Genomic DNA, 23,122 nt, shown 5'->3' on the forward strand with positions numbered 1-23,122 from the left:
CGGCTTTCTCATCACGCCTGGGCGCGCTGTACGCGCAATGCGCTGTTGATGGCGCCGCTGAGCTTTCGGGCGTATTCGGGGTCGGTGGCGTAGCCCGCCTTTTGCAGTTCGGCCGCATAGGCCACGGCGGAGCCGCTCTTGGCGGTGGCCTGCGCCTTTTCGTAGCGGGGGTTGTCCGTGATCAGGCGGGCGTAGTCCCGGAACGAATCCTCGTACGAGTCGTAGGCGCGGAATTTGGCCGTCACCTTCTGGGGCTTGCCGTTGATGTACTCGGTGGTGGTGATCTCGGCCACCTTGCCTGTCCAGCCCTTGCCGGCCTTGATGCCGAACAGGTTGAACGAGTTGGAGCCGTCCTTGTTCCGGATCTCGCTCTTGCCCCAGCCGGTTTCATGGCCGGCCTGGCCCAGCATGAAGCTGGCGGGAATGCCGCTGTCCTGGGCCACGCGCTCGGCGGTGCCCGAGAGGTGCTGCACGAAACCCTCGCGGCCCTTGGGGGCCTGCAGGGTGGCCTCCGCGGGGGCTGCCGTGGCCGGCGCGGCGGCGCGGGGCAGCGCCTGCTGCTGCAGGCTCAGGGTGGAGGGCACGGAGAAGTTGGCGTCGGCGCCCCCCATCTGGCGCGACAGCTGGCGGGCGATCGCCTCGGACAGCCCGCCCTGCATGCCGGACATGCTCACGGACAGTTGCTGGTCGAGCATGTCCTGCCCCAGGTTGGCCTGCTCTCCCTCCATGAGACCGGATTTCATCGTGGCGTCGCGCATGCTCTTGATCAGTTCGCGCATGAACAGCGACTCGAACTGCTTGGCCACCTCGCGCGTGGTCTGGGCGCTGCTGGCCGTGCCCGCGTCGTACTTGAGGGAATTGAGCGAGCGGATGTCCACCGCCAGCGCATTGGATGTGCTGGTGGTGCTGGACGAAGGGAGTGTGAGGGCCATGGTCAAGCCTCCTGCGCTGGGCTACCCACAGACAGTGAATTTGGCGCTGCCCAGGCCAGTGCACCCGTGGAACTGGCTTCGCCAGGCCACCGGGTGCGTCCCCCTTTGGGGGAAGGCGCGAAGCGACTCAGGGGAAGCATTTAGATCACTTCCAGCTCGGCGTTGAGCGCGCCGGCAGCCTTGATGGCCTGCAGGATGGCCAGCAGGTCCTGCGGCGTGGCGCCCAGCGTATTGAGCGCCTTCACCACGTCCGCGAGCTGGGGCGAGGGCGGCATCTGGATGATGTTGCCCGGCTCCTGGTTGATGCGGATGTCGCTTTGCTGCGCCACCACGGTCTGCCCTTGCGAGAGAGGGGCAGGCTGGCTGATGATGGGCGTGGAGCTGATGGTGATCGAGAGGTTGCCGTGCGCGATGGCGCAGGGGCCCAGCGTGACCGCCTGGTTGAGCACCACCGAGCCGGTGCGCGCATTGATGACGACCTTGGCCGAGGGCGTGGACGACTCCAGCGCCAGCTCTTCCAGGTCGGCGATGAAGCCCACGCGGGCGCCGGGGTCGAGCGGCGCGCGCACCTGTACCGTGCGGCCGTCCAGCGCCGTGGCCAGGCCGCTGCCCAGCTTGGTGTTGATGGCCTGCGCCACGCGCCGCGCGGTCTGGAAGTCGGAGGCGTTGAGCCCGAGGTTGATGGTGTCGCCCTCGTTGAGCGGCGTGGGCACGGCGCGCTCGACCTGCGCGCCCTGGGGAATGCGGCCCGCGCTCAGGTGGTTGATCTGGACCTTGCTGCCGCCGGCCGAGGCACCCGCGCCGCCCACCACCACGTTGCCCTGGGCGAGTGCGTAGATCTCGCCATCGGCGCCGCGCAGCGGCGTGACGATCAGCGTGCCGCCCTTGAGCGACTTGGCGTTGCCCATGGAAGAGACGTTGATGTCGATCATCTGGCCGGGCTGGGCGAACGCGGGCAACTGCGCCGTGACGATCACGGCCGCCACGTTCTTGAGCTGCAGCTGGCCAGCCGCGCTGGGTGGCAGGCTGATGCCCATCTGCTGCAGGTAGTTGGACATGGCCTGCGTGGTGTAGGGCATCTGCGTGGTCTGGTCGCCCGTCCCGTCCAGTCCCACCACCAGGCCGTAGCCCGTGAGCTGGTTGGTGCGCACGCCCTGCACCGCCGCCACTTCCTTGATGCGCAACGCGTGCACGGGCATGGCCAGGCAGGCGGCCACGAGGGCCAGCAGCAGCCACAGCGCGCGCGCGGAGCGTGGCAGGAGGGAATGGGACAAGGCTTTCATGGCATCCATTGTGGGCGGCCCCGCCAGGAACTAAAACCCAAAAAGAAGCGGGTTCACCGGCTTATTGCATGGGTTCCCGGGCGGGTGGGGAACGGCCAGTGGTGCGCGGAAAACCAGGCAGGCGCTGGTGCCGCGCTACCGGAGAAAGTATGAATGAAAACAGCCTCTACCGCTTTATGGGTAAGCGCTAGAAGCTATAAATTATGTAGCAAACTGGGGCGAGGATTTTTCACAACGGTCAGACATCCCGAAGCCTCAAAACCCCAGGCTTTGTGCCCCCGGCGCATCCAGAAACCACACCCGTAAAAACTGGCGCGGCCAAAGGCCAGCGCCACCGCGGATCCGGCTTTGCCGGGCCGGGGGTGGCGTTCCCCCTCAGGGGGGGAAGGCGCGCAGCGACTCAGGGGGGAATCTAGAACGGCGTGATGGTATTGAAGAACCGCCCCATCCAGCCCATGGCCTGGGCCTCGCCCTGCGCGCCACGGCCACGGGATTCCACCCGCACATTGGCCACCTGGGTCGAGTTGACGATGCTGCCCGGCTGCAGCGCGCGCGGATCGATGGTGCCCGAGAAGCGCAGCACGTCCACGTTCTGGTTGACGCCGATCTGCTTCTCGCCCGTCACGACCAGGTGGCCGTTGGGCAGCACGTCCACCACCGTGGTGGTGATCGACCCCGTGAAGGTATTGGCGCTTTCGGTGCCGCCCTTGCCGGAGAAGGTGTTTTCCGAGGCCGCGCCCAGCGTGGTGCGGTCGGCCAGCGATTTCTTCACGAAGGGCAGGTTGGTGATGCCGGCCGAGGCCTCGGAGGTGCGGTCCACCGTGGAGGAGGATTTCTGGCTGGCCGTCACGTTCTCGACGATCATGACCGTCACGTTGTCGCCCACCATGCGCGCGCGGCGGTCTTCGAAGGCGGGGCGGTAGCTGGCCTGGTGGAACAGGCCGCCCGTGACCGGTGGCGGCGTGCGCGGGGCGGCGGCCAGCGGAGGGGGCGTGGTGGGAAGGATGTCCACCGGCGGGGGCGGCGACATGGTGGCGCAGCCCGTGAGCAGCAGGGCGCCCGCGGCGGCGGCCAGGGCTGGGAGGCGTGTGGAGTGCAGCATGGCGAAAGGTCCTGTCGTCGTCACAGCTGGCTGAGCTTGGCCAGCATCTGGTCCGAGGTCTGGATGGCCTTGGAATTCATTTCGTAGGCGCGCTGGGTCTGGATCATGGTGACCAGCTCTTCCACCACGTTGACGTTCGAGGCTTCCAGGAAGCCCTGCTTGAGAATGCCCAGCCCGTTGGTGCCCGGCGTGCCCTGCTGCGGCTGGCCGGAGGCGGCCGATTCCTTGAACAGGTTCTGCCCGATGGGCTCCAGGCCAGCCGGGTTCACGAAGGCCGACATGGCCAGGTTCCCCAGCGGCTGGGGCTGGGTGTTGCCCTGCACCGTGGCGGACACCACGCCGTCGGCGCTGATGCTCACGCTCGTGGCGTTGGGGGGCACGGTGATGCCGTTGGCCACGGGCAGGCCGCTGGAGGTGACGAGGCGGCCCTGCGCATCCACCTGGAACGAGCCATCGCGCGTGTAGCCCAGGGTGCCGTCCGGCATGGTCACTTCAAAGAAGCCGTTGCCGTTGATGGCCACGTCCAGGTTGTTCTTGGACTCCTGCAGGCTGCCCTGCACGAAGTTGCGGCTGGTGGCCACCGTGCGCACGCCCAGGCCCAGGTGCAGGCCGGTGGGCAGCTGGTTCTGTTCGGTGGTGTTGGCGCCCACCTGGCGCAGGTTCTGGTAGATCAGATCCTCGAACACCGCGTTGTTGCGCTTGTAGCCGGTGGTGGAGACGTTGGCCAGGTTGTGCGAGATGACGTCAAGCTGGGTCTGCTGGGCAGACATGCCGGTCTTGGCGATCCAGAGGGAGTTGATCATGGTGTGCTTCCTTCCTTGGGCGATGCGGGCGTGGGTGGTGCCGCGTCAACCGTTCATGCCCAGCAGCTGGCTGGCGGTCTTGTCATTGGTCTCGGCGGTCTGCAGCAGGCGCATCTGCTGCTCGAACTGGCGCGATGCGGCGATCATCCCGACCATGCTCTCGACCGGGTTCACGTTGGAGCCTTCGACGGCCCCCGCGAGCATGCGGGCGTTGGCATCGTTCGCGATGGGATCGCCGGACGTGGTGCGAAACAGGCCGTCATCGCCGCGCTTGAGCGGGTCTTCCAGCGTGGGGGTGGCGAGCTTGAGCCGGCCGATGGCCTGCGCGGGCTGGCCCGCGGCCTTGGCGGTGACCGTGCCGTCCGAGCCCAGCGTGACCTCGGCGCCCGGCGGGACGTCAATGGGCGCTCCGCCATCGGAGAGCACCGGCAGCCCGGTGGGCGTGAGCAGCTGGCCCGTAGCCGACAGCTCGAAGGTGCCCGCGCGGGTGTAGGCCTCGGTGCCGTCCAGGCCCTGCACGGCAAACCAGGCGTTGCCTGCGGCCATGGCATCGAGATTGCGGCCGGTGCGCTGCACGGGACCGGGCGTGTTCACATGGCCGGAGGTGGCTTCGAGCGCGAACACGCGGGTCTTGGAGCCGTCGCCCTGCAGCGGCACCGAGCGGAAGGTGGAAAGCTCCGCGCGAAACCCCTGGGTGGACGCGTTGGCGAGGTTGTTGGACAGCACGGCCTGCCGGTGGGCGGCGGCGTTCGCGCCCGTCATCGAGGTGTAGATGATGCGGTCCATGGTGCGATGCTCCTTTCAGTACCCTGCAGTGCTGCGTGCCGTGCGCAGCGTGTGCAACCGGCGCGGCCCAGGCGCGGGCAGCCGCGCAAGGGCCGCCCCGCCGCGCTGGCTGCGTCCCCCTTCCGGAGCGCACAGCGCGCCGAGAGAGGGGGAAGGCGCGAAGCGACTCAGGGGGTGTTTCATCTCAGGTTCACCAGGGTGGACATCACCTGGTCTTGCGTCTTGATCGTCTGGGCGTTGGCCTGGTAGGCACGCTGCGCGGTCATCATGTTCACGAGTTCGGCCGTGAGATCGACGTTGGAGTCTTCCAGGGCGCCCGAGCGCAGGGCGCCGAAGTTGCCGTCCGTCGCGGTGCCCACCACGGGCTGGCCGGATTCAAAGGTGGCCACCCAGTTGTTGCCGCCCACAGAGGCCAGGCCCTGCGTGTTGCGGAAGCTCGACAGCGCGAGCTGCCCTTCCGCGCGGGTCACGCCGTTGGAGTAACGGGTCATGATCATCCCGTTGTTCTCGATGTTGATGCCGGTGAGCTCGCCCGTCGTGTAGCCGTCCTGGCTCAGGTTCGAGACCGCGAACTTGCTGCCGCTCTGGGAGACCTTGTCCAGGCTCACGTCAACGGTGAACGTGGGCAGGTTGTTCGGGTTGGGCGGCGTCGGATTGACGGTGAGCGGCAGCGAAAAGCCCGTGGCGGGTGGCGTGGCGGTGGGGCCGGTGATGACGCCGTTGTTGTCGAACGTGATCTGGCCGATGGGGGTGGCCACCACGGGCGGGGTGGCCGTGGGATCGTCGAGCGCGTCGTACACGTCCCAGGTGTTGTCCGTCGCGGTCTTCTGGAAGTACAGGCTCACCGGCTTGGCCACGCCCTGGCTGTCGAACACGTTGATGGAGGTGCCATAGGTGGCGCGCGGCGTGGCCGGGATGGGTGGCGTGGCGGCGGGGTCGCCGGCCGCGTCGGTGGCGGTGGCGGGCAGGTTGAAGGCCGCGGTGATCTTCGTCGTCTGCTTGGCCGGGATCGGCTCGGAGGTGGGGAAGACCATGGGGATGGGGTCGGTGCCCGAGCGTAGGCCGGTCACGGGGTCCACGGGGTAGCCCATCACGTTCGCGTTGTCGTTCGTGATCATGTTGCCCTCCTTGTCCAGCTTGAAGTTGCCGGAGCGGGTGTAGGCGGGCGTGCCGTCGGGCAGGGTCAGCGTGAAGAAGCCATTGCCGTTGATGGCCACGTCCAGGCTGTTGCCCGTGATCGTGAGGTTGCCCTGGGTGAACTGCTGCGAGACGGCGCCGACTTCGACGCCGATGCCCGCGTTGGTGCCGCCGGCCGAGCCGATGGCGGAAGCGACCATTTCAGCGAATTCCGCCCGCGAGGCCTTGAACCCGACGGTGTTGGAGTTGGCAATGTTGTGTCCGATGACGTCGAGGTTCTTGCTGGCGGCATTCAAGCCCGAGAGGCCTTGCTGAAAACTCATGGTGTTCTCCTGATAGAGGCGAAGAAAGGGTTTGGGCCGGCGTTAGACCAGGGCCTTGATCTGGCTGTAGCTGATGGTCTTGCCGTTCGCGAGCGTCAGCTTGAGCTGGCCGTCCTCGGCGCCCGCGGCGGTGACCTTGGACAGGGACAGCGGCGTGCTCGACAGCTTGGCCGAGCCGTTGACGGCGCTGACGCGGAACTGCAGCGCATCGGTGGCGCCGGTGTATTTGCTGGCGTCCCACTCGAAGGTGTGGCGGCCCGCGGCCTTGGCGCCCAGGTCGATGGTGTCCACCACCTGGCCACCCGCGGTGGTGACCTCGATCTTCACGTTCGTGGCGGCCGAGGGCAGCTCGAAGCCGCCCTTGCCGACCTTGTCGGCCACGGCGACGCTCGAGCCTTCGGTCATCACGTTGCGGCCGATCAGCGCCGTGCCCTGCATCACCTGCAGCGAGTTGAACTGCTCGGACATGCTCTGCATGGTCTGGTTGAGCTGCTGGATGCCGGTCACCGTGTTGATCTGCGCGATCTGCGAGGTCATCTGCGCGTTGTCCAGCGGGTTCATCGGGTCCTGGTTGTTCAGCTGCGCGACGAGCAGCTTCAGGAACCGGTCCTGCGCGGCGGCGGGGTCGGTGGCGGCGTTGGCTTTCGTGCCGGTCGCATCCGTCACGGAAGGGGCGTTGGTGGCGCTGAGGATCATGGTGGGGTCTCCCGGAAATTACTGGCCCATCTGCAGGGTCTTGAGAAGCAGCGACTTGGCCGTGTTCATGACCTCGACGTTGTTCTGGTACGAACGGGAGGCGGAAATCATGTTGACCATTTCCTCCACGGCGTTGACGTTGGAGTGCGTCACGTAGCCCTGCTCGTCGGCCGAGGGGTGGGCGGGGTCGTGCACGCGGCGCCCGGGGGTGTTGCTTTCGCTGATGGCGCTCACCCGCACGCCGGCGGAGCTGTCGGCGCCCATCGGCGCGGTCTGGAACACCACCTGGCGCGCCTTGTACGCCTGGCCGTCGGGGCCGGCCACCGCATCGACATTGGCCAGATTGCTGGCCACCACGTTGAGCCGCTGCGACTGCGCGCTGACGGCGCTGCCCGACACGCTGAAGATGGAGAACATGGACATGGGGTGACTCGCTTTCTGCGCTGCAATGCGGTGGGCTTTACTGGCCCTGGATCGCGCTGAGCATGGTTTTGGCGTTGCCGTTGATGAAGCGCAGCGTGGCTTCGTAGCGCACCGCGTTGTCGACAAAGTTCGCGCGTTCCCGGTCCAGGTCCACCGTGTTGTTGTCCAGGCTCGGCTGCGCCTGCACGGAATAGCCCAGTGCGCCGGGGGCGCCAGTGCCCGTGCTGGCCGCGGGCAGTGGAATGTGGCGGGGGTCTGTGGCGCCCTTGGCCCCCAGGTTGCCCGTGGTGCCCACGGAGCCTGCGGTGGCGAGGCGGGTTACGCCCGATCCGGACCCCGTGGCTTCGCGCATCGCGTCGCCAAAGCTGAAATCGCGTGCCACGTAGCCCGGGGTGTCGGCGTTGGCGATGTTGCTGGCGATGGCGCGCTGGCGCTCGGCACGCAGCGTCAGCGCGTTGCCGTGAAAGTCCAGCCGGTTGGTCATCTTGTCAAGCATGGTTGCCTCACACCCTGGGTTGCAATGGCGCCGGGCAGGGGGCTTTCCGGCGTGGCTTGATTATGGAAACCGTGGCTTTTTTCTAAAGCGCGAAGAACGAGGAAATGGGCGCGCAGTTTCGGGTTTTGCGCTGTGCCCGGCTGCCTATAGTTCCAGTCGTGAAATAGTCTTTGCCGCCCTGCGCGGGAAGACGCGCGACGCCCAGGAGGCCCCATGCCATCGATCTTTTCTTCCCGTTTCGTCCGAGCCTGCGCGCAGGCTGTGTCCTTGCGCGGGCAGGTGGCCGCGCACCGCGCACTGGCGGGCGTGGCGCTGGCGGCCGCTGTGGCCGGCGGCAGCGGCGCCGCGTTCGCGCAGGCCGCCGCCGATCCCGCGGCCGACCTGGGGCCGCTGACCCAGCGCTGGCTGGACGATGCGATGTCGCGCAACCAGCCTGCGGGGCTCCCCTTGCGGATGGAAGTGAGCGTTGGCTCACTGGATTCCAGGCTGCGGCTGGCGCCGTGTGCGCGGGTTGAGCCCTATCTGCCGGCCGGCGCGCGGCTGTGGGGGCGTACGCGCCTAGGACTGCGCTGCGTGGAGGGGCAGACCGCATGGAACGTGTATCTTCCGGTGACCGTCAAGGCCTTTGGCCCCGCCTGGGTGCTGATCAACCCCGTGGCTCCTGGCGCCATCCTCACGGCCAACGATGCGACGCAGGCCGAGGTGGACTGGGCCGAGGAGTCGGCGGCCGTCATGGCCAATCCGGAGCTGTGGGTCGGGCAGGTGGCCGCCCGTCAGCTGGTTGCCGGGCAGACTTTGCGCCAGACCATGGTGCGGGCCCCGCATCTTTTCCGGGCAGGGGCCCAGGTCAAGGTGGTCGCGCAGGGGCCGGGCTATGCCGTGACATCGGCCGGCCAGGCAATGTCGGCAGGGGCAGCGGGGCAGATTGTTCGCATCCGCATGGATAATGGCCGCGTTGTCAGTGGAACTGTGAATGAGACTGGGACAGTGGTCGTGGCTCTTTGATGACGCTGTGGCGATAAATGGCTAAAGTCCGGGCCAAAAGGGTCGAAAACATTGCTACTGTGCCCCACATCAAGCGGGGTGGTGGAGAGAGCGATGAAGATTGGTCAAAAACCGGAACTCCCGGGCGCCTTGGCGCAGACGGGGCCTGCCAAGCAGGCCAAAAGTCCTGCCAGCGCTGCTGAAGGAGCCGCCAAGGACGCAGCGGCCGTGTCAACCGCCGGTGTGCCCGTCACGGTGTCCACCGCAGCCCGCGCACTGGACCAGACGGCCCGTTCCACGGGCGATTTCGATGCCGGCAAGGTCAAGGCCGTGCGCACGGCCATCGAAAAAGGCGCGTTCTCGGTGGATGCCGAGGCCATTGCCGACAAGATGCTCACCAACGCCCAGGAAATCCTCTCCCGCTCCCGCGGCTGATCCCACAGCTCGCTTGGCAGCCAGATGCCATCCAGCGCACAATGGGCCATGTCGCTGGAAGAATCCCTCTCGGCTGTTGAACAGCTGATCGAAAAAGTCTCCGCCGCCCTTCTTGCGGCAGATCCCCCATCCCTTGAGAAAAACAGCATGGCCTTGCGGGATGCTGCGGCCCAGTTCGCGCGCGTCCTGGAGCAGGCGGCGGCCCGGGGCCTGCCTTTGCCCGCGCAGTTGCAAAAGAGGGTGGATGCCATCGGCGACATGCTCGCCAATCACCGCGAGGGCCTCGCCCGCCTGTCCGCCAACGCCGACCGCCAGGTTGCCAGCCTGCTGCCCCAGGCCGGCTCCCCCGCCACCTATGGCGACGGCCGCGGCGCCCAGCCCGGCAAGCCCGGCGTGGCACGGATCTACAAGTCGGCGGGCTGAGTCGAGTCGCAACTCAAAAAAGATAGCTACCAGCGCTTGAGCTACCTGCGTTTGAATGGCCAAACCGGCTTGATCCAACGCAAGTCAAGCGCAAGCAGCTATCCCATCGATAGCGAACCGGGGTCAGTACGTCGGAGTTCGGCCTTGCGCAATGGCCGTCGAAACGGTCGCAGCCCAATACCAGTGCCACCGTGGATCTGGCTTCGCCAGTCCAGGGGTGGCGTCCCCCTCAGGGGGAAGGCGCCGCAGGCGACTCAGGGGGAGCCATGGCCTCAGGGAGCCCTAATGCGCCCGCATCTTGGCACGCAAGCGGGCGATGGACTGGCTATGCAGCTGGCACACCCGTGACTCGGTAACCCCCAGCACGGCCGCGATCTCTTTGAGATTCATGTCGTGCTCGTAGTACATGCCCATGATGTGCTGCTCGCGCTCGGGCAGGCTCTTGATGGCGTTGACCAGGGACATCTTGAGCCGCTGGTCGCGCAGCAATTCCATGGGGTCGGCATCGCCGTCGGCAACATGGCGGTCCAGGAAACCGTCGTCGTCCTCGTTGCCGTGTGTCATGTCTTCCAGGTACACCAGCTGCGTGCCCCGCACCTTGCCCAGCAGGTTCTGGTAGTCCGCCAGGTTCATGCCCATTTCACTGGCGATCTCGGATTCGAGCGGGCTGCGACCGAGTTTCTGCTCCAGCCGTTGCACGGCGTGCTCGATGTCTTTCTGGCTCTTGCGCGAGCTGCGGGACATCCAGTCGCCCTCGCGCAACTCGTCGAGCATGGCGCCGCGGATGCGCTGGGTCGCGAAGGTCTCGAACTGCACGCCCTGGGCGGCTTCGTAGCGCGAGAGTGCTTCCGCCAGGCCCATCATGCCGACCTGGATCAAATCGTCCAGCTCCACGTTGGGCGGCAGCTTGGCGATCATGTGGTGCGCAATCCTTCGCACCAGCGGGACGTGCTGGCGGATCAGCGCATCACGATCGAGCTGGCCTTTGGCGGTGTACATCAGATCAGTGGCTCCGGACAAAATGCGCAGGCATGCCTGTCAAGTTGCTGGGTGGCAGCGCAGTCAGCGATTCACTGATAGTGCCCGCATTTTCCAGTAGTTGCAAGGCCAGGCGCTGGAGGTCCTGGGGGTTCTGCGTGGCGATGGTGGTCGTGCGCACCGGGCCACCCAGGTGGCGCTCCGCGCAGTCCTGCAGGGTCAGCAGCGCGTGCTGTGTCTTGCGCCGTTCGGCGGCGGTGTTGCCGCGCAGCAAGGCCGCCACCATGCAGGGCAGGGTCGTGTGCAGGGCGATCTGCTTGAGGCTCTTGTAGCTGGTCAGCACGCCGGCCGATCCGTCGCCCATCACCACCAGCGGTATGGTGGACGTGTGCGTCAGCAGCGGCCCGAGCGTGGCCGCAGGCGCGTGCAGCACGATCAACCCGTAGGTCCGGAAATAGGGCAGCAGGCTGGGCAGGGGTGCCGTTTCATTGCGGCTGGCTTCCCGGCTGATGCGCAGAAGGCCCTTGGCTGCCGGAATCACCGCCAGCGAGGAGGCCATGGCCCCCATGTTCAGGGCGACACCCTCGTTCCAGGGCGCCTGTTGCAGCAGGTGCAGCAGCCCCGGGCTGTCGTCCGTCTCCTGGGCGGTGCCGTCGAGCACCACCACCGGGTAGCCCAGGCGCTGCAGGCTCGCGCAGATCTGCCACAGCGTCTCCAGCCCGGTGCCCGCGTTGTCCTGGCTGGCGACCGCCACCACCCGCAGTTCCGACTGCGGGGTGAAGCTGTGCAGGCCTGCCGCCTGGTGAAAGCCGATATCAAGCATCGACCAGCCCCCGTTCGTTCATGGTGTCGGGCGAATGCGAGAAGAAGAAGTTCAGGTCGGTTGCCTTGGGGTCGAAAGCCGACTTGGCGGGAGCGCGCATGGAGGTGCTGATGAGCTTGTGCGCATCGGCACGCTCCCAGTCTTCCGGCACGCGCTGGCCGTTGGTCACGCCGCGCAGCACCATCTGGTGGCGGATCAGTGCGTCGATGGCCGGGCCGAGTTTCACGGCTTCGTCCACCTTGGACAGGATGGCCTGCTGGGAGCCTTCGGTCTTGAACGCCGTGAGCACATCGTCGAGCGTGTCGCCATGGCAGCCCGCGTTGAGCACCAGCAGGCGGTTCACATGGGGCAGGTCCAGCACGTCGAGCATGTCGCGCTTGCGCGGGTCGCGCGGGGCCACGCCCGTGGTGTCGATGAGCACCATCTTCTTGCCCGACAGCAGGCCCAGCAGGTCCTGCAGCGCGGCGCGGTCGTGGGCCAGGTGGGCGACGATGCCCAGCATGCGGCCGTAGGTGCGCAGCTGCTCGTGGGCTCCCACACGGTAGGTGTCCAGCGTGATCAGGCCCACGCTGCCGGGGCCGTGGATGCGCGCGCACATCGCGGCCAGCTTGGCGGTGGTGGTGGTCTTGCCCACGCCGGTGGAGCCCACCAGCGCGAAGATGCCGCCTTGTTCGTACAGCGGGGGTTCGGCCAGGTCGGTCCTGAGGTTGCGCTCCAGCACCTCCATGAGCCAGCGCACGGATTCGGCGGCCGACAGCTCCTCGGGCATGCGCTCGAGCACGGCACGGGCCAGGGAAGGGGAGTAGCCGGCGCGGATCATCTTGAGCATGAGGTTGGACTGGATGGGGTTCTGCCGCGCCTGCCCCAGCCACGCCAGGGTGTTGAAACGGTCCTCGATCAGTTCCTTCATCGCGTGCAGCTCGCTCATCACGCTCTGCTGGTTGGCGGCCGATTGCACGGCGCTGCTCACCGCGGGCTCCTGCCGGCGGCGTGGCGGCTCGGGCGGGATGTCCATGGGGATGGTGCGCAGCGGGTTGTGGCGCGCCACGGCGGGCGCGGGCATGCGTTCACGTTCCGGCTCCTGGTCGCGGCTGCGCTCCGACAAGGTTTGTGGTTCGGCCGGGCCATTGAGCGCCTCGTGGCGGCGGCGCAGCATGCGCTCGCGCACATAGTCCTGGAACGACAGCGTGCTCATCGCCAACTGCTCGGTGTCTTCCTCCACCGCGTTGCGGCCCAGGGTGCTGGCGGCGGCTGCTGCTGCTGCCTGGCTTGCGCGCTGGGGCGCGCTGCGCGCCGGTGTGGGGGCCAGCAAGGGCGGGTTGGCGGACGGGCCCGCGCCACCACCGTCCAGCGCCGAGAGCGTGTCCTCGGCCGTGGCCACGACTTCGACGCCGTTGGCCGTGGGGCGGTTGGACAGGATCAATGTGCCGTCACCAAAGGCCATGCGCGCTTTGGCCAGAGCCTCCCGGGATGTGGGAGCGTGGAAGCGTTTGATGTTCATGCTGATGCACCTCTAAGGATCGGCCCAATGCGGATGGTGTGGGTCTCGGGGATTTCACTGTGGGCAAGCACCTGCAGCCGGGGTGCGACGCGGCGCACCAGGCGGGAGATGGCATTGCGGATCTGGTCTGGCACCAGCAGGCAGGCGGGCAGGCCCATCTCTTCCTGCTTGAGGGCCACCTCGGCGGCCTTTTGCGTGAGGATGTCGGCCACGCCAGGGTCCAGGGCGGGGCCGGCCGTGTTGCCCAGCGCCTGCACCAGCAGGCGTTCGAGGCCTGGTTCGATGGCGATGACGTTGAGTTCGCGGGTGGGGCCGTAGATCTGTTGCACGATGGCGGGCGACAGCGCGATGCGCACGCGGCGGGCCAGCTCGACCGGGTCGGAGATGCCGCCGGCAAACTCGGCCAGCGTTTCGATGATGGTGCGGATATCGCGGATGTGCACAGACTCTTCCAGCAGCAGCTGGAGGACTTTCTGGAACGTTGCGATGGAGACCATTTTCGGGACCACTTCTTCGATGAGCTTGGGAGCCAGCTTGGCCACGTGCTCCACGAGTTGCTGCGTTTCCGTGCGACTGAGGAGCTTGGCGGCTTGCACTTGCATCAAGTGTGACAAATGGGTGGCCATCACGGTTTCGGAATCAACGACCGTAAAACCCGCCATTTGTGCGGCTTCCTTCTGGCGGTCGTCGATCCAGTGTGCTGGGAGGCCGAACGCGGGGTCGGTGGTGGGGGTGCCGATCAGGGGCGTGGTGATGCCGCCCGGGTTGATGGCCAGGAACATGCCGGGGAAGGCTTCGCCTTCGCCCACCACCACGCCACGCAGCGTGATGCGGTAGCCGCTGGGCTTCAATTCGAGGTTGTCGCGCACGTGGACGGCCGGAGGCAGGAAGCCGACTTCCTGCGCAAACTTGCGGCGCACGCCCTTGATGCGCGTGAGCAGGTCGCCCTGGCGGCTCTTGTCCACCAGGCTGATCAGGCGGTAGCCCAGCTCCAGGCCCAGCAGGTCCACGGGCTGCAGGTCGTCCCAGGTGGCTTCGCCGTCGCTCACGGGGGCGGGCGGGGCCTCGACTTCGGGCGGCACCTTCTGCCGTTCGTGCAGCACCCAGGCGCCATAGGCGAGCAGGCCACCCATGGTCAGAAACACCACGTGGGGCATGCCCGGAATCAGGCCCAGCAGCAGCAGGATGCCGGCGGTCACGCCCAGCACGCGGGGCGACATGAAGAGCTGCTGCACGATCTGGCGGCCCATGTCGTGGTCCTTGCCCACGCGCGAGATCACCATGGCCGCAGCCACCGAGATCAGCAGGCCGGGAATCTGCGCCACCAGCGCATCACCAATGGCCAGCAGGATGTAGCTGTCAGCCGCCTGCTTGGCCGACAGGTCGTGCTGCAAGACCCCGATGGCGAAGCCGCCGATGATGTTGATCAGCAGAATCAGGATGCCGGCGACCGCATCGCCGCGCACGAACTTGGAGGCACCGTCCATGGACCCGAAGAAGTTCGCTTCTTCCGCCACTTCGGCGCGGCGGCGCTTGGCTTCCTTCTCGTCGATCAGGCCGGCGTTCAGGTCGGCATCCACCGCCATCTGCTTGCCGGGCATGGCGTCCAGCGTGAAGCGGGCCGACACTTCGGCAATGCGCTCGGCGCCCTTGGTGATCACCACGAAGTTGATCACCACCAGGATCGCGAACACGATCAGCCCGACGGCAAAGTTGCCACCGATCAGGAAGTGGCCGAAGGCCTCGATCACCGCGCCGGCGGCGCCCGGACCCGTGTGGCCTTCCAGCAGCACCACGCGGGTGGAGGCCACGTTCAGCGACAGGCGCATGAGGGTGGTCAGCAGCAGCACCGAGGGAAAGGCCGCGAAATCCAGGGGGCGCAGCATGTAGGCCGCCACCATCATCACCATCAGGGCCACGGCGATGTTCAGCGTGAAGAACGCGTCGAGCAGCCACGGCGGGATGGGCAGCACCATGAGCGCCAGGATGGCCACCACGAGCAACGGGGCCGACAGCCCCTGGAGGGCGTTGGCATTGCTGCCCGCCCATTGCTGCAAAGATTTCACGGAGGTGTTCATGCGGCGGCACCTTGCACGGGCGTGCGGTTCAGCGGATCGAGTTCAGGGGGCACAAACGGCTCCACCAGGCTGTCGGGCATGCGGCCTTCGCCGCGCAGGGCGGCCTTGAGGCGGTAGACGTAGGCCAGCACCTGGGCCACGGCGGTGTAGAGCGTGGCGGGAATGGCCTGGTCCAGCTCGGCATGGGCATACAGCGCCCGGGCCAGCATGGGCGACTGCAGCACGGGCACGTTGTGCTCCTTGGCCACGTCGCGGATCTTGAGCGCGATGAGGTCGGTGCCGCGCGAGATGACCTGCGGCGCGCTCATGGTCTTCTCGTCGTACTTGAGCGCCACGGCGTAGTGGGTGGGGTTCATGACCACGAAGTCGGCCTTGGGAACGGCGCCCACGCTGGCACGGTCGGCGATCTCGCGCTGCTTCTGGCGGATGCGGCCCTTGGTGTGGGGGTTGCCGTCGGATTCCTTGTGCTCCTGCTTGATTTCCTCGTGCGACATCTTCAGGCGCGCCTTGAAGAAGTAGGCCTGCAGGGGCACGTCCACCAGCGCGGCCAGGAACACCACCAGGAGCAGCAGGCTCATGCCGGACGTGAGCCAGTCGGCCAGCTGGCGGATGGCCATGGGGGAGGGCTGCAGCACCAGCATGGCCACGGTGTCGATGCTGCTGCCCATGAACTTCCAGGCCACGTAGCTCAGGACCGCGGTCATCAGCACCATCTTGGCCACGTTGGCCATCTGCTGCTTGGAAAACAGGTTGGCGAGCCCCGAGATCGGATTGAGCCGGTTGAACTGGGGCGAAATGGGCTTGAGGCTCAGAATCCAGCCGCCGGCACCGATGGCGCTGATCAGGGCCGCGGCGCCGGTGAGGATGGCGAACACCGCGCTGGCCACCAGGCCCACGACCACCATGTCCTGCAGGCGCTTGAGCATGGTGCCGGGCGCCATGACGGTGGTGGCGTCAAACGCGAGCTGCTGGCTCATCGCCCGCTGCATGTGGTCCATCAGCTGGGGGGCCAGAATGAGCAGGCAGGCCGCGCCCGCGCCCAGGATCGCCAGGTGGGAAAGATCGCGCGAGCGTGCTCCCTGGCCGTCTTCGCGCGCTTTCTGCAGCTTGCGCTCTGACGCGGGTAGGCTTTTTTCTTGGCTGGATTCCATGGTGGCATGACGGCTCGTGTCATGCCATTGTCGTGAGCGACCCGGAAATCTAAAGGCCGATAAGGAGGCTGCAGCCCCCTCTTTTCAGAGACGTAACAGGCGCCGGCGTGGCGCCTGCGGCCGCCGCAGGGCCGCGGGCGGCGTTGCGTGGCCGCAGCCTCAGAAGCCGAGGCTGGCCAGCAGGTCGTCCACCTGGGACTGGTCGGTCACCACGTCGGGAGTGTGCTCGGGGTCCACCACGGGGCCCTGCAGGTGCTGGGTGCGGGGTGGTTCGGCCACGGCGGCCACCTGTGCATTGGGGGGGGCGGTCTGGATCAGCAGCTGCACCAGCTGGTCCTCGATGGTGGCGGCGAGGTTGACCACCCGGGCGATCACCTGCCCGGTCAGGTCGTGGAAGTCCTGCGCCATCATGATTTCGGTGAGGTGCGTGTCGGCTTCCTTCGTCACCCGCTCGACATCGGTGAGGAAATTCATGATTTCCCCCTTGGCCACGGCCGCCACCGGGTCCTTGACCAGGGACGTCACCACACGGCGCGTCTCGGCGGCGATGTAGTCGTGCTGCGCCTTGGCCTGCTCGACGCGGTTGAGCACTTTCTCGGCGGCTTCCCCGGTCAGCCGGGCGATGTACGACAGGCGGCTCTGGGCGTCGGGCAGCTCGCCCATGGAGCCGCGCAGCTTGTCGGCGTAGCCCAGCTCGTTGAGCGAGTCGTGCAGCTGGCGTGTCAGCAGGCCGATCTTGTGGTGTACATCCGCAGGCGGCTGGCTGTTGTCCGGTATGTCGTCCATGGTGTCATAGCCCCATCTTTTTCAGGATCAAGGTCACTTTCTCTTCGAGTGTTGCCTTGGTGAAGGGTTTGACGATGTAGCCGGCGGCCCCGCCCTGCGCGGCGGCCACGATGTCTTCCTTGCGGGCTTCCGCGGTGACCATCAGGACGGGCAGGTGCTTGAGCTTGTCGTCCTTCTTGATTTCCGCCAGCAGCTGGAAGCCGTTCATGTTGGGCATGTTGATGTCGGTCACCACGAAGTCGAACTTGCTGTTGCGCAGCTTGTTCAGGGCGGCCACGCCATCTTCGGCCTCGTCGGCATCGGCAAAGCCGCTTTCCTTGAGCAGATTGCGCACGATGCGCCGCATGGTGGAGAAGTCGTCAACGATCAAAAAACGAAGGGCTGTGGTCACGTGGGACCCTTTCGGTCGGAAATGGCTGTAAGTATTGTCATGGGTGGCAGGGTTGGTGACAAGTCGTAACGTTTACCTGCCGGGGGGGGGATTTTCCCGCTTTTCATTCAACAGTTCTGTCGAAGTGATTTCGGGAATCCCCTTGCCCATGAGTCGTTCTTCGGCCTCCCGGGTCAGCACCGTGATGGTGATGCGCCGGTTGGCGGGTGCGCGCGGGTTCTTTGGCTCCAGCAGATCGCTGGCCGCCAGGCCCACCACACGTCCCAGTTTAGCGTCTGGCATGCCGGCCGAGACAAGCTCCCGGCGCGAGGCGTTGGCGCGGTCGGCCGAAAGCTCCCAGTTGCTGTAGCCCCGGTCGCTGTTTCCGTAGGGGACTGCATCGGTATGGCCAGCCAGGCTGATGCGGTTTTCCACCCCGCCGAGGGCGGCGCCGATCTCACGCAGGATGTCGCGCATGTAGGGTTTCACCAACGCGCTGCCGCTGTCGAACATGGGGCGGTTCTGGTCGTCGATGATCTGGATCTGCAACCCGTCGGGCGTGATGTCGATGCGGATCTGCGACTTGTATTCATTCAGGCGCGGGTTTTCCGTGATGAGCGCATCGATCTTGGCTTCCAGCGCCTTGATGCGGTCCAGGTCCTGCTTGGCCTGCTCGGCCCGGGCTGCGTCGATGCTCATGCGGCGCTGCTTGGCGGCCTCCACGTCGGAGCGCCGCACCTGGCCGTGCACCTTGGACAGGTCGTTCCCCCCGCCGGGAATCACGCTGGAACTGTTGCCGGCACCGTCGCCGCCGGTCATGGCCACCTTGAGCGGCGACGCGAAATAGGCTGCAATCCCCTGCAGCTCGCCCTTGGCGGTGGAACCCAGCAGCCACATCAGCAGGAAGAACGCCATCATCGCCGTCACGAAGTCGGCATACGCGATCTTCCAGGCGCCGCCATGCACCGCATGGCCGCCTTTCTTGATGCGCTTGATGATGATGGGCTGGAGCTTCTTTTCTGCCATGGTCAGCTATCCCGTCGGCTCCCCATGGCGCTGCGCACCACCCGCAGCCTTTGATGCCGGCGTGTGCCAAGCCAGGGCAGCAAGCCAAGGTCCGCCCCGCAGCGCCGCGAGCGCGGAGGGAAGGCGCGTGGCGCACCAGGGCGGTGTCTCATTTCTTCCCCTTCACATGCCCCTCCAGCTCGGTGAAGCTGGGGCGGACGCTGGAGAAAAGCACCTTGCGGCCAAACTCGATGGCCGTGGCCGGGTTGTAGCCCTGCATGCTGGCCAGCAGGGTGGACTTGATGCACTGCAGCTCCTTGGCGGCATCTTCGGTCTTTTGCTCGACCAGGCCGCCCAGGGGCTCGACCACGCCGTAGGCCAGCAAGATCCCGAGGAACGTGCCCACCAGCGCCGAGCCGATCATGCCGCCCAGCACCGAGGGCGGCTGGCCCACCGAGCCCATGGTGTTCACCACGCCCAGCACGGCGGCCACGATCCCGAACGCGGGCAGGGCGCCGGCCAGGCGCGCCAGCGCGGCCACGGGCGCGTGGGCCTCCTGGTGGTGGGTGTCGATCTCGCTGTCCATCAACGCCTCGATCTCGTGCGAGTTGAGGTTGCCCGACACCATCATGCGCAGGTAGTCGGTGGTGAACTCGATCACGTGGTGGTCGCTGCCCACCGTGGGGTATTTCTTGAAGATCTCGGATTCGTGGGGTGCTTCCACATCCTTTTCGATGGCCATCAGCCCCTCCTTGCGGGCCTTCTGCAGGATGTCATAGAGCATCGCCATGAGCTCCATGTAGCGCGCCTTGGTGTACTTGGATCCCTTGAGCGCCATCGGGATGGCCGCCATGGTGGCCTTGATCACCTTGGGCTGGTTGTTCACCACGAAGGCGCCCAGCGCGCCCCCCAGGATGGTGATGATCTCGAAGGGCAGGGCCTTCAGGATCACGCTGATATTTCCCCCGTGCACGATGTACACGCCGAAGATGCAGCCTAGGCAAACGACGTAACCGATGATGACAAACATGCTTTGTGCGTGATGAGTTGCGGCGAGCGGGCAAACGATGCGGCGGATTCAGGGGGGGCAAACAACGCGGGCGCTGTGTTCTCAAATGTATCGGATTGCAGGGGCCAGACCAACGAACGGGTTGCCTGGGACGACCTGGCGGCCGGCGTGCCGCGCAATGACGTTAGCACAAGACGGCGCAAAAAAAGAGGCCAAATTGGCCTCTAGTGGTTGTGTGGTAAGCGGTAGATGCTCCTGTTTTTGAGACTTTTCGCCCGCCCAGGCCTGCGTGCCACCACTACTTGAGCAAGGCCAGCACGCCTTGCGGAATCTGGTTGGCCTGGGCCACCATGGCCGTGCCAGCCTGCTGCAGGATCTGGGCGCGCGACAAGTTGGCGGTTTCTGCGGCAAAGTCGGCGTCCTGGATGCGGCCACGCGAGGCAGACATGTTTTCCGAGGACAGCTGCAGGTTCGAGATGGTGGTCTCGAATCGCGCCTGCAAGGCACCAAAGCTTGCACGCTGGCCGTTCACTGCCGCCAGGGCCGAATCGATGATCTTCAGGGCCTTGGTCGAGCCGTCGACGGTGGACACGTCGATGACGTTGACGGCGTTCAACGTGGATGCCGTCGCCGTGACCGGGGGCGTGCCCGTCAGATTGGTAATGGCGAAGCCCTTGTCCGAGCTCATCTCCAGGTACCCGGTGGCCGTCGCAAAGCCGCCGGCGGGCGCAGCGGCGACACCCGCGACAAAGGTGGCGGTGCCGGTGGAGGCCGACGTCGCGGCATCGTAGGCGCCCACGGCAATGGTGTTGCCCGCCAGGGAGTTGTTCTGAATCTGGATGTTGGCACCCGACTCATTGATGAGCACTATGCCGTCGCCGGCGTCGTTGAGTTTGGCGGTGATGCCGGTTTGCGACGACACGTCGTTGAAACCCTTGATGGCTTCCGCCAGCCCGCCCGCGGTCGCGCCGGCGGCGGATACGCTGAAAGTCACGTTGGCGGCGGTCGCGTTGTCTCCCTTCACCGCCAGCGAGTAGGAGCCGCCAGCCACGAAGGTGGTCAGGTTGACCTGGTTGCGTGCAGACGCGGAGACACCGGTGGATTCGGAGAGCGCGTTGATTTTGGCGGCCGCGGTGGCCATCGTGTCGGTGGCGGTGAGCGTGACCGTCTTGGTTTGCAGCCCGGCGATGTCGAACGTGCCGGTCAGCGCCGTGGGGGCCGCCGCCGCCGTCACCACCACGGGCGCCGACTGCTTGAGCTGTGCTCCGTACGTCGTCGTGCGGAAGTTGCCGGTGGTCGCCGTGATGGTCTGGTTGGCGTTGGCGCCCACCTGGAAGGTGGCGGAGCCGAACGAGCCGTCCAGCAGCTTCTGGCCATTGAACTCGGTGGTGACGGAAATACGGTCCAGCTCGGACAGCAGCTGGCCGACTTCGGCCTGAATGGCCTTGCGGTCGCCGGCGGAATTGGAAGCATTGGCGGACTGCACGGACAATTCGCGCACACGCTGCAGAATGTTGCTGGCGCCCGCCAGGGCGCCTTCAGCGACCTGGGCGAGGGAAATACCGTCGTTGGCATTGCGCACCGCCTGGTTCAGGCCCCGGATCTGGGTGGTGAAGCGCTCGGAAATGGCCAGGCCGGCGGCGTCGTCCTTGGCGCTGTTGATGCGCAGGCCCGACGACAGGCGCTGGATGGAGGTGCTGAGCGATGCCTGGCTCATGCCCAGATTGCGCTGGGCGGTCAGGGAGCTGACGTTGGTATTGATAGTGGCTGCCATGGATATGCTCCTTAAAGGCTTGAAAAACCAAATCTGCGCCGGTAGAAGCCCCACCGTCCGGCAGACAAGACGGGAACGATGGGTGAATTGTGAAAGTCGAGCGCGGTGCGCAGTGGTGCGATAAAGCGCACAAAAACCCTGCAACTTGTGCGTTTCGCCCTAAAGTTTTCGCCGCAGCTTCCGAAAACATTTGCAACGGGACGTAAATGCCCGCCGTTCTACAGAAGGCCATGCTGGCGCTGTGAACCGTATGGCCGGGTGCCTTGCCTGGCACCAGGTTGGCGGCAACGCCATGTTCAGTCAGTTCTTTTCAGGAGATTTGCAAATGGCAGCTACCATCAACACCAACGTCAGTTCCTTGACCGCCCAGCGCAATCTGGGTATGAGCCAACTGTCGCTCAACACCTCCATCCAGCGCCTGTCGTCGGGCCTGCGCATCAACAGCGCCAAGGACGACGCCGCCGGCCTGGCCATTTCCGAGCGTTTCACCTCGCAGATCCGCGGCCTGAACCAGGCAGTGCGCAATGCCAACGACGGCATTTCGCTGGCGCAAACCGCTGAAGGCGCGCTCAAGGCCTCTGGCGACATCCTGCAACGTGTGCGTGAACTGTCCGTGCAGTCCGCCAATGCCACCAACTCCGCCGGCGACCGCAAGGCCATCCAGGCTGAAGTCGGCCAGCTGCTGTCCGAACTGGACCGCATCTCCACCACGACCGAATTCAATGGCCAGAAGCTGCTGGACGGCTCGTTCGGCTCCGCCACCTTCCAGGTGGGCGCCAACGCCAACCAGACCATCACGGCGACCACCGGCAACTTCCGCACGACCACCTATGGTGCGCAGCTGAAGGCCTCGGCCAGCGTTCCTGCGGCTGCCGCCGCCCCCGCCGCCGCCGCCGCGACCGTTATCGTGAACGGCCTGCAAAGCAAGACGGTGAACGTCGACGCTGCCGACACGGCTTCGAAAATTGCCGCAGCGGTCAACGCAGCGGCCGAGACCACCGGCGTGACGGCTTCGGCTCGCAATCTGTCCGAGTTCAAGATCACCACGGCAGGTGCCGTGTCCCTGGCGATCAAGGGCGACAACACCACGACCGCCGCCAACATCACCTTCAGCGCGACCTCGGCAACCGACTTGGGCGAAGCCGTCAAGGCATTCAATGACGTGGCATCGCAGACCGGCATCACCGCCAAGCTCAACAGCGCCGGCGATGGCATCCTGCTGACCAATGATGCGGGCTCGGACATCAATATCGTCAACAACTCGACGGTGGCCGTGACCACCCTGGCATCGCAAAACGCGACGGCCGCTACGCTGACCTTCTCTGCCGCGCAGTCCATGGCAGTCGCTGGCGGCACGGCCAACTCGCGTGGCACGGTGGAGTTCAGCTCCGACAAGGGCTTCTCTCTGGGCGGCACCTCCGCGTACGTGGCAGCCGGTGCTTCGACCCTGAATTCCGTCAACACCATCGACGTGTCGACTGTCGACGGTTCGACCAAGGCCCTGAAGATCATCGATTCGGCCCTGTCCGCCGTCAACGGCCAGCGCGCCAGCTTCGGTGCCCTGCAGTCGCGCTTCGAGACCACGGTGAACAACCTGCAAAGCACGTCCGAAAACATGTCTGCCTCGCGTGGCCGCATCCAGGACGCCGACTTTGCCGCAGAAACCGCCAACCTGTCGCGCGCCCAGATCCTGCAGCAGGCTGGCACGGCCATGGTGGCCCAGGCCAACCAGCTGCCACAAGGTGTTCTGGCCCTGCTGCGCTGATCATCTTTGGCAGAGGGTTGAACAGGCGGGGCGGGTTTGTGAAACAAGCCCGCTCCTCA

At 66.1% G+C, this 23,122-nt stretch carries 23 protein-coding genes; 4 read left to right on the forward strand and 19 right to left on the reverse strand.

Translation table 11 applies throughout. The features are described 5' to 3' along the window. Positions 1-11: 11 nt before the first annotated feature. The 9 genes from flgJ to flgB all read right to left on the reverse strand — a co-directional run bounded on the left by flgJ (position 12) and on the right by flgB (position 7,981). Positions 12-932, reverse strand: coding sequence for a flagellar assembly peptidoglycan hydrolase FlgJ (gene flgJ / locus KW843_RS20275; protein WP_218296945.1), 921 nt, complete (start codon positions 930-932; stop codon positions 12-14). 140 nt (positions 933-1,072) lie between these two features. Next, on the reverse strand, positions 1,073-2,215 hold the full coding sequence (locus KW843_RS20280; RefSeq protein ID WP_218296946.1) for a flagellar basal body P-ring protein FlgI: 1,143 nt from the start codon (positions 2,213-2,215) through the stop codon (positions 1,073-1,075). Positions 2,216-2,627: 412 nt separating this feature from the next. Then, complete coding sequence (locus KW843_RS20285) at positions 2,628-3,317, reverse strand: flagellar basal body L-ring protein FlgH (RefSeq protein ID WP_218296947.1); 690 nt, start codon at positions 3,315-3,317, stop codon at positions 2,628-2,630. A 20-nt stretch (positions 3,318-3,337) separates the two neighbouring features. Then, positions 3,338-4,120 (reverse strand): flagellar basal-body rod protein FlgG, encoded by a 783-nt coding sequence (gene flgG / locus KW843_RS20290; RefSeq protein WP_218296948.1) that lies wholly within the window; start codon positions 4,118-4,120, stop codon positions 3,338-3,340. A gap of 45 nt (positions 4,121-4,165) precedes the next feature. Next, the gene (gene flgF, locus KW843_RS20295) at positions 4,166-4,906 is read right to left on the reverse strand and encodes a flagellar basal-body rod protein FlgF (protein ID WP_218296949.1); all 741 of its coding nucleotides are present in this window, start codon (positions 4,904-4,906) and stop codon (positions 4,166-4,168) included. 179 nt (positions 4,907-5,085) lie between these two features. Then, complete coding sequence (gene flgE, locus KW843_RS20300; protein WP_218296950.1) at positions 5,086-6,366, reverse strand: flagellar hook protein FlgE; 1,281 nt, start codon at positions 6,364-6,366, stop codon at positions 5,086-5,088. A 42-nt stretch (positions 6,367-6,408) separates the two neighbouring features. Next, a complete protein-coding gene (locus KW843_RS20305) occupies positions 6,409-7,062 on the reverse strand; it encodes a flagellar hook assembly protein FlgD (protein ID WP_218296951.1) in 654 nt (217 codons plus the stop codon). A gap of 18 nt (positions 7,063-7,080) precedes the next feature. After that, positions 7,081-7,485: a flagellar basal body rod protein FlgC gene (gene flgC, locus KW843_RS20310; protein ID WP_218296952.1), complete on the reverse strand. Its 405-nt coding sequence runs from the start codon at positions 7,483-7,485 to the stop codon at positions 7,081-7,083. Positions 7,486-7,522: 37 nt separating this feature from the next. Continuing rightward, a complete protein-coding gene (gene flgB / locus KW843_RS20315) occupies positions 7,523-7,981 on the reverse strand; it encodes a flagellar basal body rod protein FlgB (protein ID WP_218296953.1) in 459 nt (152 codons plus the stop codon). Between the two features lie 213 nt (positions 7,982-8,194). Here flgB and flgA point away from each other — a divergent pair, with 213 nt between their 5' ends. The 3 genes from flgA (at position 8,195) to KW843_RS20330 (ending at position 9,823) form a co-directional block, all read left to right on the forward strand. Next, the gene (gene flgA / locus KW843_RS20320; RefSeq protein ID WP_218296954.1) at positions 8,195-8,986 is read left to right on the forward strand and encodes a flagellar basal body P-ring formation chaperone FlgA; all 792 of its coding nucleotides are present in this window, start codon (positions 8,195-8,197) and stop codon (positions 8,984-8,986) included. A gap of 93 nt (positions 8,987-9,079) precedes the next feature. Then, entirely contained in the window at positions 9,080-9,400 is a 321-nt protein-coding gene (gene flgM, locus KW843_RS20325; protein WP_218296955.1) for a flagellar biosynthesis anti-sigma factor FlgM, read from the forward strand. Between the two features lie 147 nt (positions 9,401-9,547). Continuing rightward, positions 9,548-9,823: a hypothetical protein gene (locus KW843_RS20330; RefSeq protein ID WP_255591934.1), complete on the forward strand. Its 276-nt coding sequence runs from the start codon at positions 9,548-9,550 to the stop codon at positions 9,821-9,823. A 282-nt stretch (positions 9,824-10,105) separates the two neighbouring features. Here KW843_RS20330 and KW843_RS20335 read toward each other — a convergent pair whose 3' ends face one another. From KW843_RS20335 to KW843_RS20380, 10 genes are all read right to left on the reverse strand, one after another. Next, positions 10,106-10,822: an RNA polymerase sigma factor FliA gene (locus KW843_RS20335; RefSeq protein ID WP_218296956.1), complete on the reverse strand. Its 717-nt coding sequence runs from the start codon at positions 10,820-10,822 to the stop codon at positions 10,106-10,108. A 4-nt stretch (positions 10,823-10,826) separates the two neighbouring features. Continuing rightward, the gene (locus tag KW843_RS20340) at positions 10,827-11,624 is read right to left on the reverse strand and encodes a hypothetical protein (RefSeq protein WP_218296957.1); all 798 of its coding nucleotides are present in this window, start codon (positions 11,622-11,624) and stop codon (positions 10,827-10,829) included. Beyond that, a complete protein-coding gene (gene flhF, locus KW843_RS20345) occupies positions 11,617-13,125 on the reverse strand; it encodes a flagellar biosynthesis protein FlhF (protein WP_218296958.1) in 1,509 nt (502 codons plus the stop codon). The genes KW843_RS20340 and flhF overlap by 8 nt, the downstream gene beginning before the upstream one ends. Further along, complete coding sequence (gene flhA, locus KW843_RS20350; protein ID WP_218296959.1) at positions 13,122-15,203, reverse strand: flagellar biosynthesis protein FlhA; 2,082 nt, start codon at positions 15,201-15,203, stop codon at positions 13,122-13,124. Before flhA ends, flhF begins: the two co-directional genes overlap by 4 nt. Beyond that, positions 15,200-16,354: a flagellar biosynthesis protein FlhB gene (locus KW843_RS20355; protein WP_218296960.1), complete on the reverse strand. Its 1,155-nt coding sequence runs from the start codon at positions 16,352-16,354 to the stop codon at positions 15,200-15,202. Before KW843_RS20355 ends, flhA begins: the two co-directional genes overlap by 4 nt. 159 nt (positions 16,355-16,513) lie before the next feature. After that, positions 16,514-17,140, reverse strand: coding sequence for a protein phosphatase CheZ (locus KW843_RS20360; RefSeq protein ID WP_218296961.1), 627 nt, complete (start codon positions 17,138-17,140; stop codon positions 16,514-16,516). Between the two features lie 4 nt (positions 17,141-17,144). Beyond that, the gene (cheY, locus tag KW843_RS20365; protein WP_010466076.1) at positions 17,145-17,531 is read right to left on the reverse strand and encodes a chemotaxis response regulator CheY; all 387 of its coding nucleotides are present in this window, start codon (positions 17,529-17,531) and stop codon (positions 17,145-17,147) included. 72 nt (positions 17,532-17,603) lie between these two features. Continuing rightward, positions 17,604-18,536, reverse strand: coding sequence for a flagellar motor protein MotB (gene motB / locus KW843_RS20370; protein ID WP_218296962.1), 933 nt, complete (start codon positions 18,534-18,536; stop codon positions 17,604-17,606). A 148-nt stretch (positions 18,537-18,684) separates the two neighbouring features. Further along, positions 18,685-19,545, reverse strand: coding sequence for a flagellar motor stator protein MotA (gene motA, locus KW843_RS20375; protein ID WP_218296963.1), 861 nt, complete (start codon positions 19,543-19,545; stop codon positions 18,685-18,687). Positions 19,546-19,822: 277 nt separating this feature from the next. Further along, positions 19,823-21,298 carry a flagellin gene (locus KW843_RS20380; protein ID WP_218296964.1) on the reverse strand — a complete coding sequence of 492 codons (1,476 nt, stop codon included), beginning with the start codon at positions 21,296-21,298 and terminating at the stop codon, positions 19,823-19,825. Between the two features lie 325 nt (positions 21,299-21,623). Between KW843_RS20380 and KW843_RS20385 the strand changes: the two genes are divergently transcribed. Further along, positions 21,624-23,063 (forward strand): flagellin, encoded by a 1,440-nt coding sequence (locus tag KW843_RS20385; protein WP_218296965.1) that lies wholly within the window; start codon positions 21,624-21,626, stop codon positions 23,061-23,063. Positions 23,064-23,122 lie beyond the last annotated feature (59 nt).

It is taken from the genome of Acidovorax sp. sif1233 (genome assembly GCF_019218755.1).
In the GTDB taxonomy this organism is placed as follows: Bacteria; Pseudomonadota; Gammaproteobacteria; order Burkholderiales; family Burkholderiaceae_C; genus Acidovorax.

Coding starts and splice junctions, on each gene's coding strand:
- flgJ (WP_218296945.1), bottom strand. CDS start 932: ATGGCCCTCACACTCCCTTCGTCCAGCACCACCAGCACATCCAATGCG.
- KW843_RS20280 (WP_218296946.1), bottom strand. CDS start 2,215: ATGAAAGCCTTGTCCCATTCCCTCCTGCCACGCTCCGCGCGCGCGCTG.
- KW843_RS20285 (WP_218296947.1), bottom strand. CDS start 3,317: ATGCTGCACTCCACACGCCTCCCAGCCCTGGCCGCCGCCGCGGGCGCC.
- flgG (WP_218296948.1), bottom strand. CDS start 4,120: ATGATCAACTCCCTCTGGATCGCCAAGACCGGCATGTCTGCCCAGCAG.
- flgF (WP_218296949.1), bottom strand. CDS start 4,906: ATGGACCGCATCATCTACACCTCGATGACGGGCGCGAACGCCGCCGCC.
- flgE (WP_218296950.1), bottom strand. CDS start 6,366: ATGAGTTTTCAGCAAGGCCTCTCGGGCTTGAATGCCGCCAGCAAGAAC.
- KW843_RS20305 (WP_218296951.1), bottom strand. CDS start 7,062: ATGATCCTCAGCGCCACCAACGCCCCTTCCGTGACGGATGCGACCGGC.
- flgC (WP_218296952.1), bottom strand. CDS start 7,485: ATGTCCATGTTCTCCATCTTCAGCGTGTCGGGCAGCGCCGTCAGCGCG.
- flgB (WP_218296953.1), bottom strand. CDS start 7,981: ATGCTTGACAAGATGACCAACCGGCTGGACTTTCACGGCAACGCGCTG.
- flgA (WP_218296954.1), top strand. CDS start 8,195: ATGCCATCGATCTTTTCTTCCCGTTTCGTCCGAGCCTGCGCGCAGGCT.
- flgM (WP_218296955.1), top strand. CDS start 9,080: ATGAAGATTGGTCAAAAACCGGAACTCCCGGGCGCCTTGGCGCAGACG.
- KW843_RS20330 (WP_255591934.1), top strand. CDS start 9,548: ATGGCCTTGCGGGATGCTGCGGCCCAGTTCGCGCGCGTCCTGGAGCAG.
- KW843_RS20335 (WP_218296956.1), bottom strand. CDS start 10,822: ATGTACACCGCCAAAGGCCAGCTCGATCGTGATGCGCTGATCCGCCAG.
- KW843_RS20340 (WP_218296957.1), bottom strand. CDS start 11,624: ATGCTTGATATCGGCTTTCACCAGGCGGCAGGCCTGCACAGCTTCACC.
- flhF (WP_218296958.1), bottom strand. CDS start 13,125: ATGAACATCAAACGCTTCCACGCTCCCACATCCCGGGAGGCTCTGGCC.
- flhA (WP_218296959.1), bottom strand. CDS start 15,203: ATGAACACCTCCGTGAAATCTTTGCAGCAATGGGCGGGCAGCAATGCC.
- KW843_RS20355 (WP_218296960.1), bottom strand. CDS start 16,354: ATGGAATCCAGCCAAGAAAAAAGCCTACCCGCGTCAGAGCGCAAGCTG.
- KW843_RS20360 (WP_218296961.1), bottom strand. CDS start 17,140: ATGGACGACATACCGGACAACAGCCAGCCGCCTGCGGATGTACACCAC.
- motB (WP_218296962.1), bottom strand. CDS start 18,536: ATGGCAGAAAAGAAGCTCCAGCCCATCATCATCAAGCGCATCAAGAAA.
- motA (WP_218296963.1), bottom strand. CDS start 19,545: ATGTTTGTCATCATCGGTTACGTCGTTTGCCTAGGCTGCATCTTCGGC.
- KW843_RS20380 (WP_218296964.1), bottom strand. CDS start 21,298: ATGGCAGCCACTATCAATACCAACGTCAGCTCCCTGACCGCCCAGCGC.
- KW843_RS20385 (WP_218296965.1), top strand. CDS start 21,624: ATGGCAGCTACCATCAACACCAACGTCAGTTCCTTGACCGCCCAGCGC.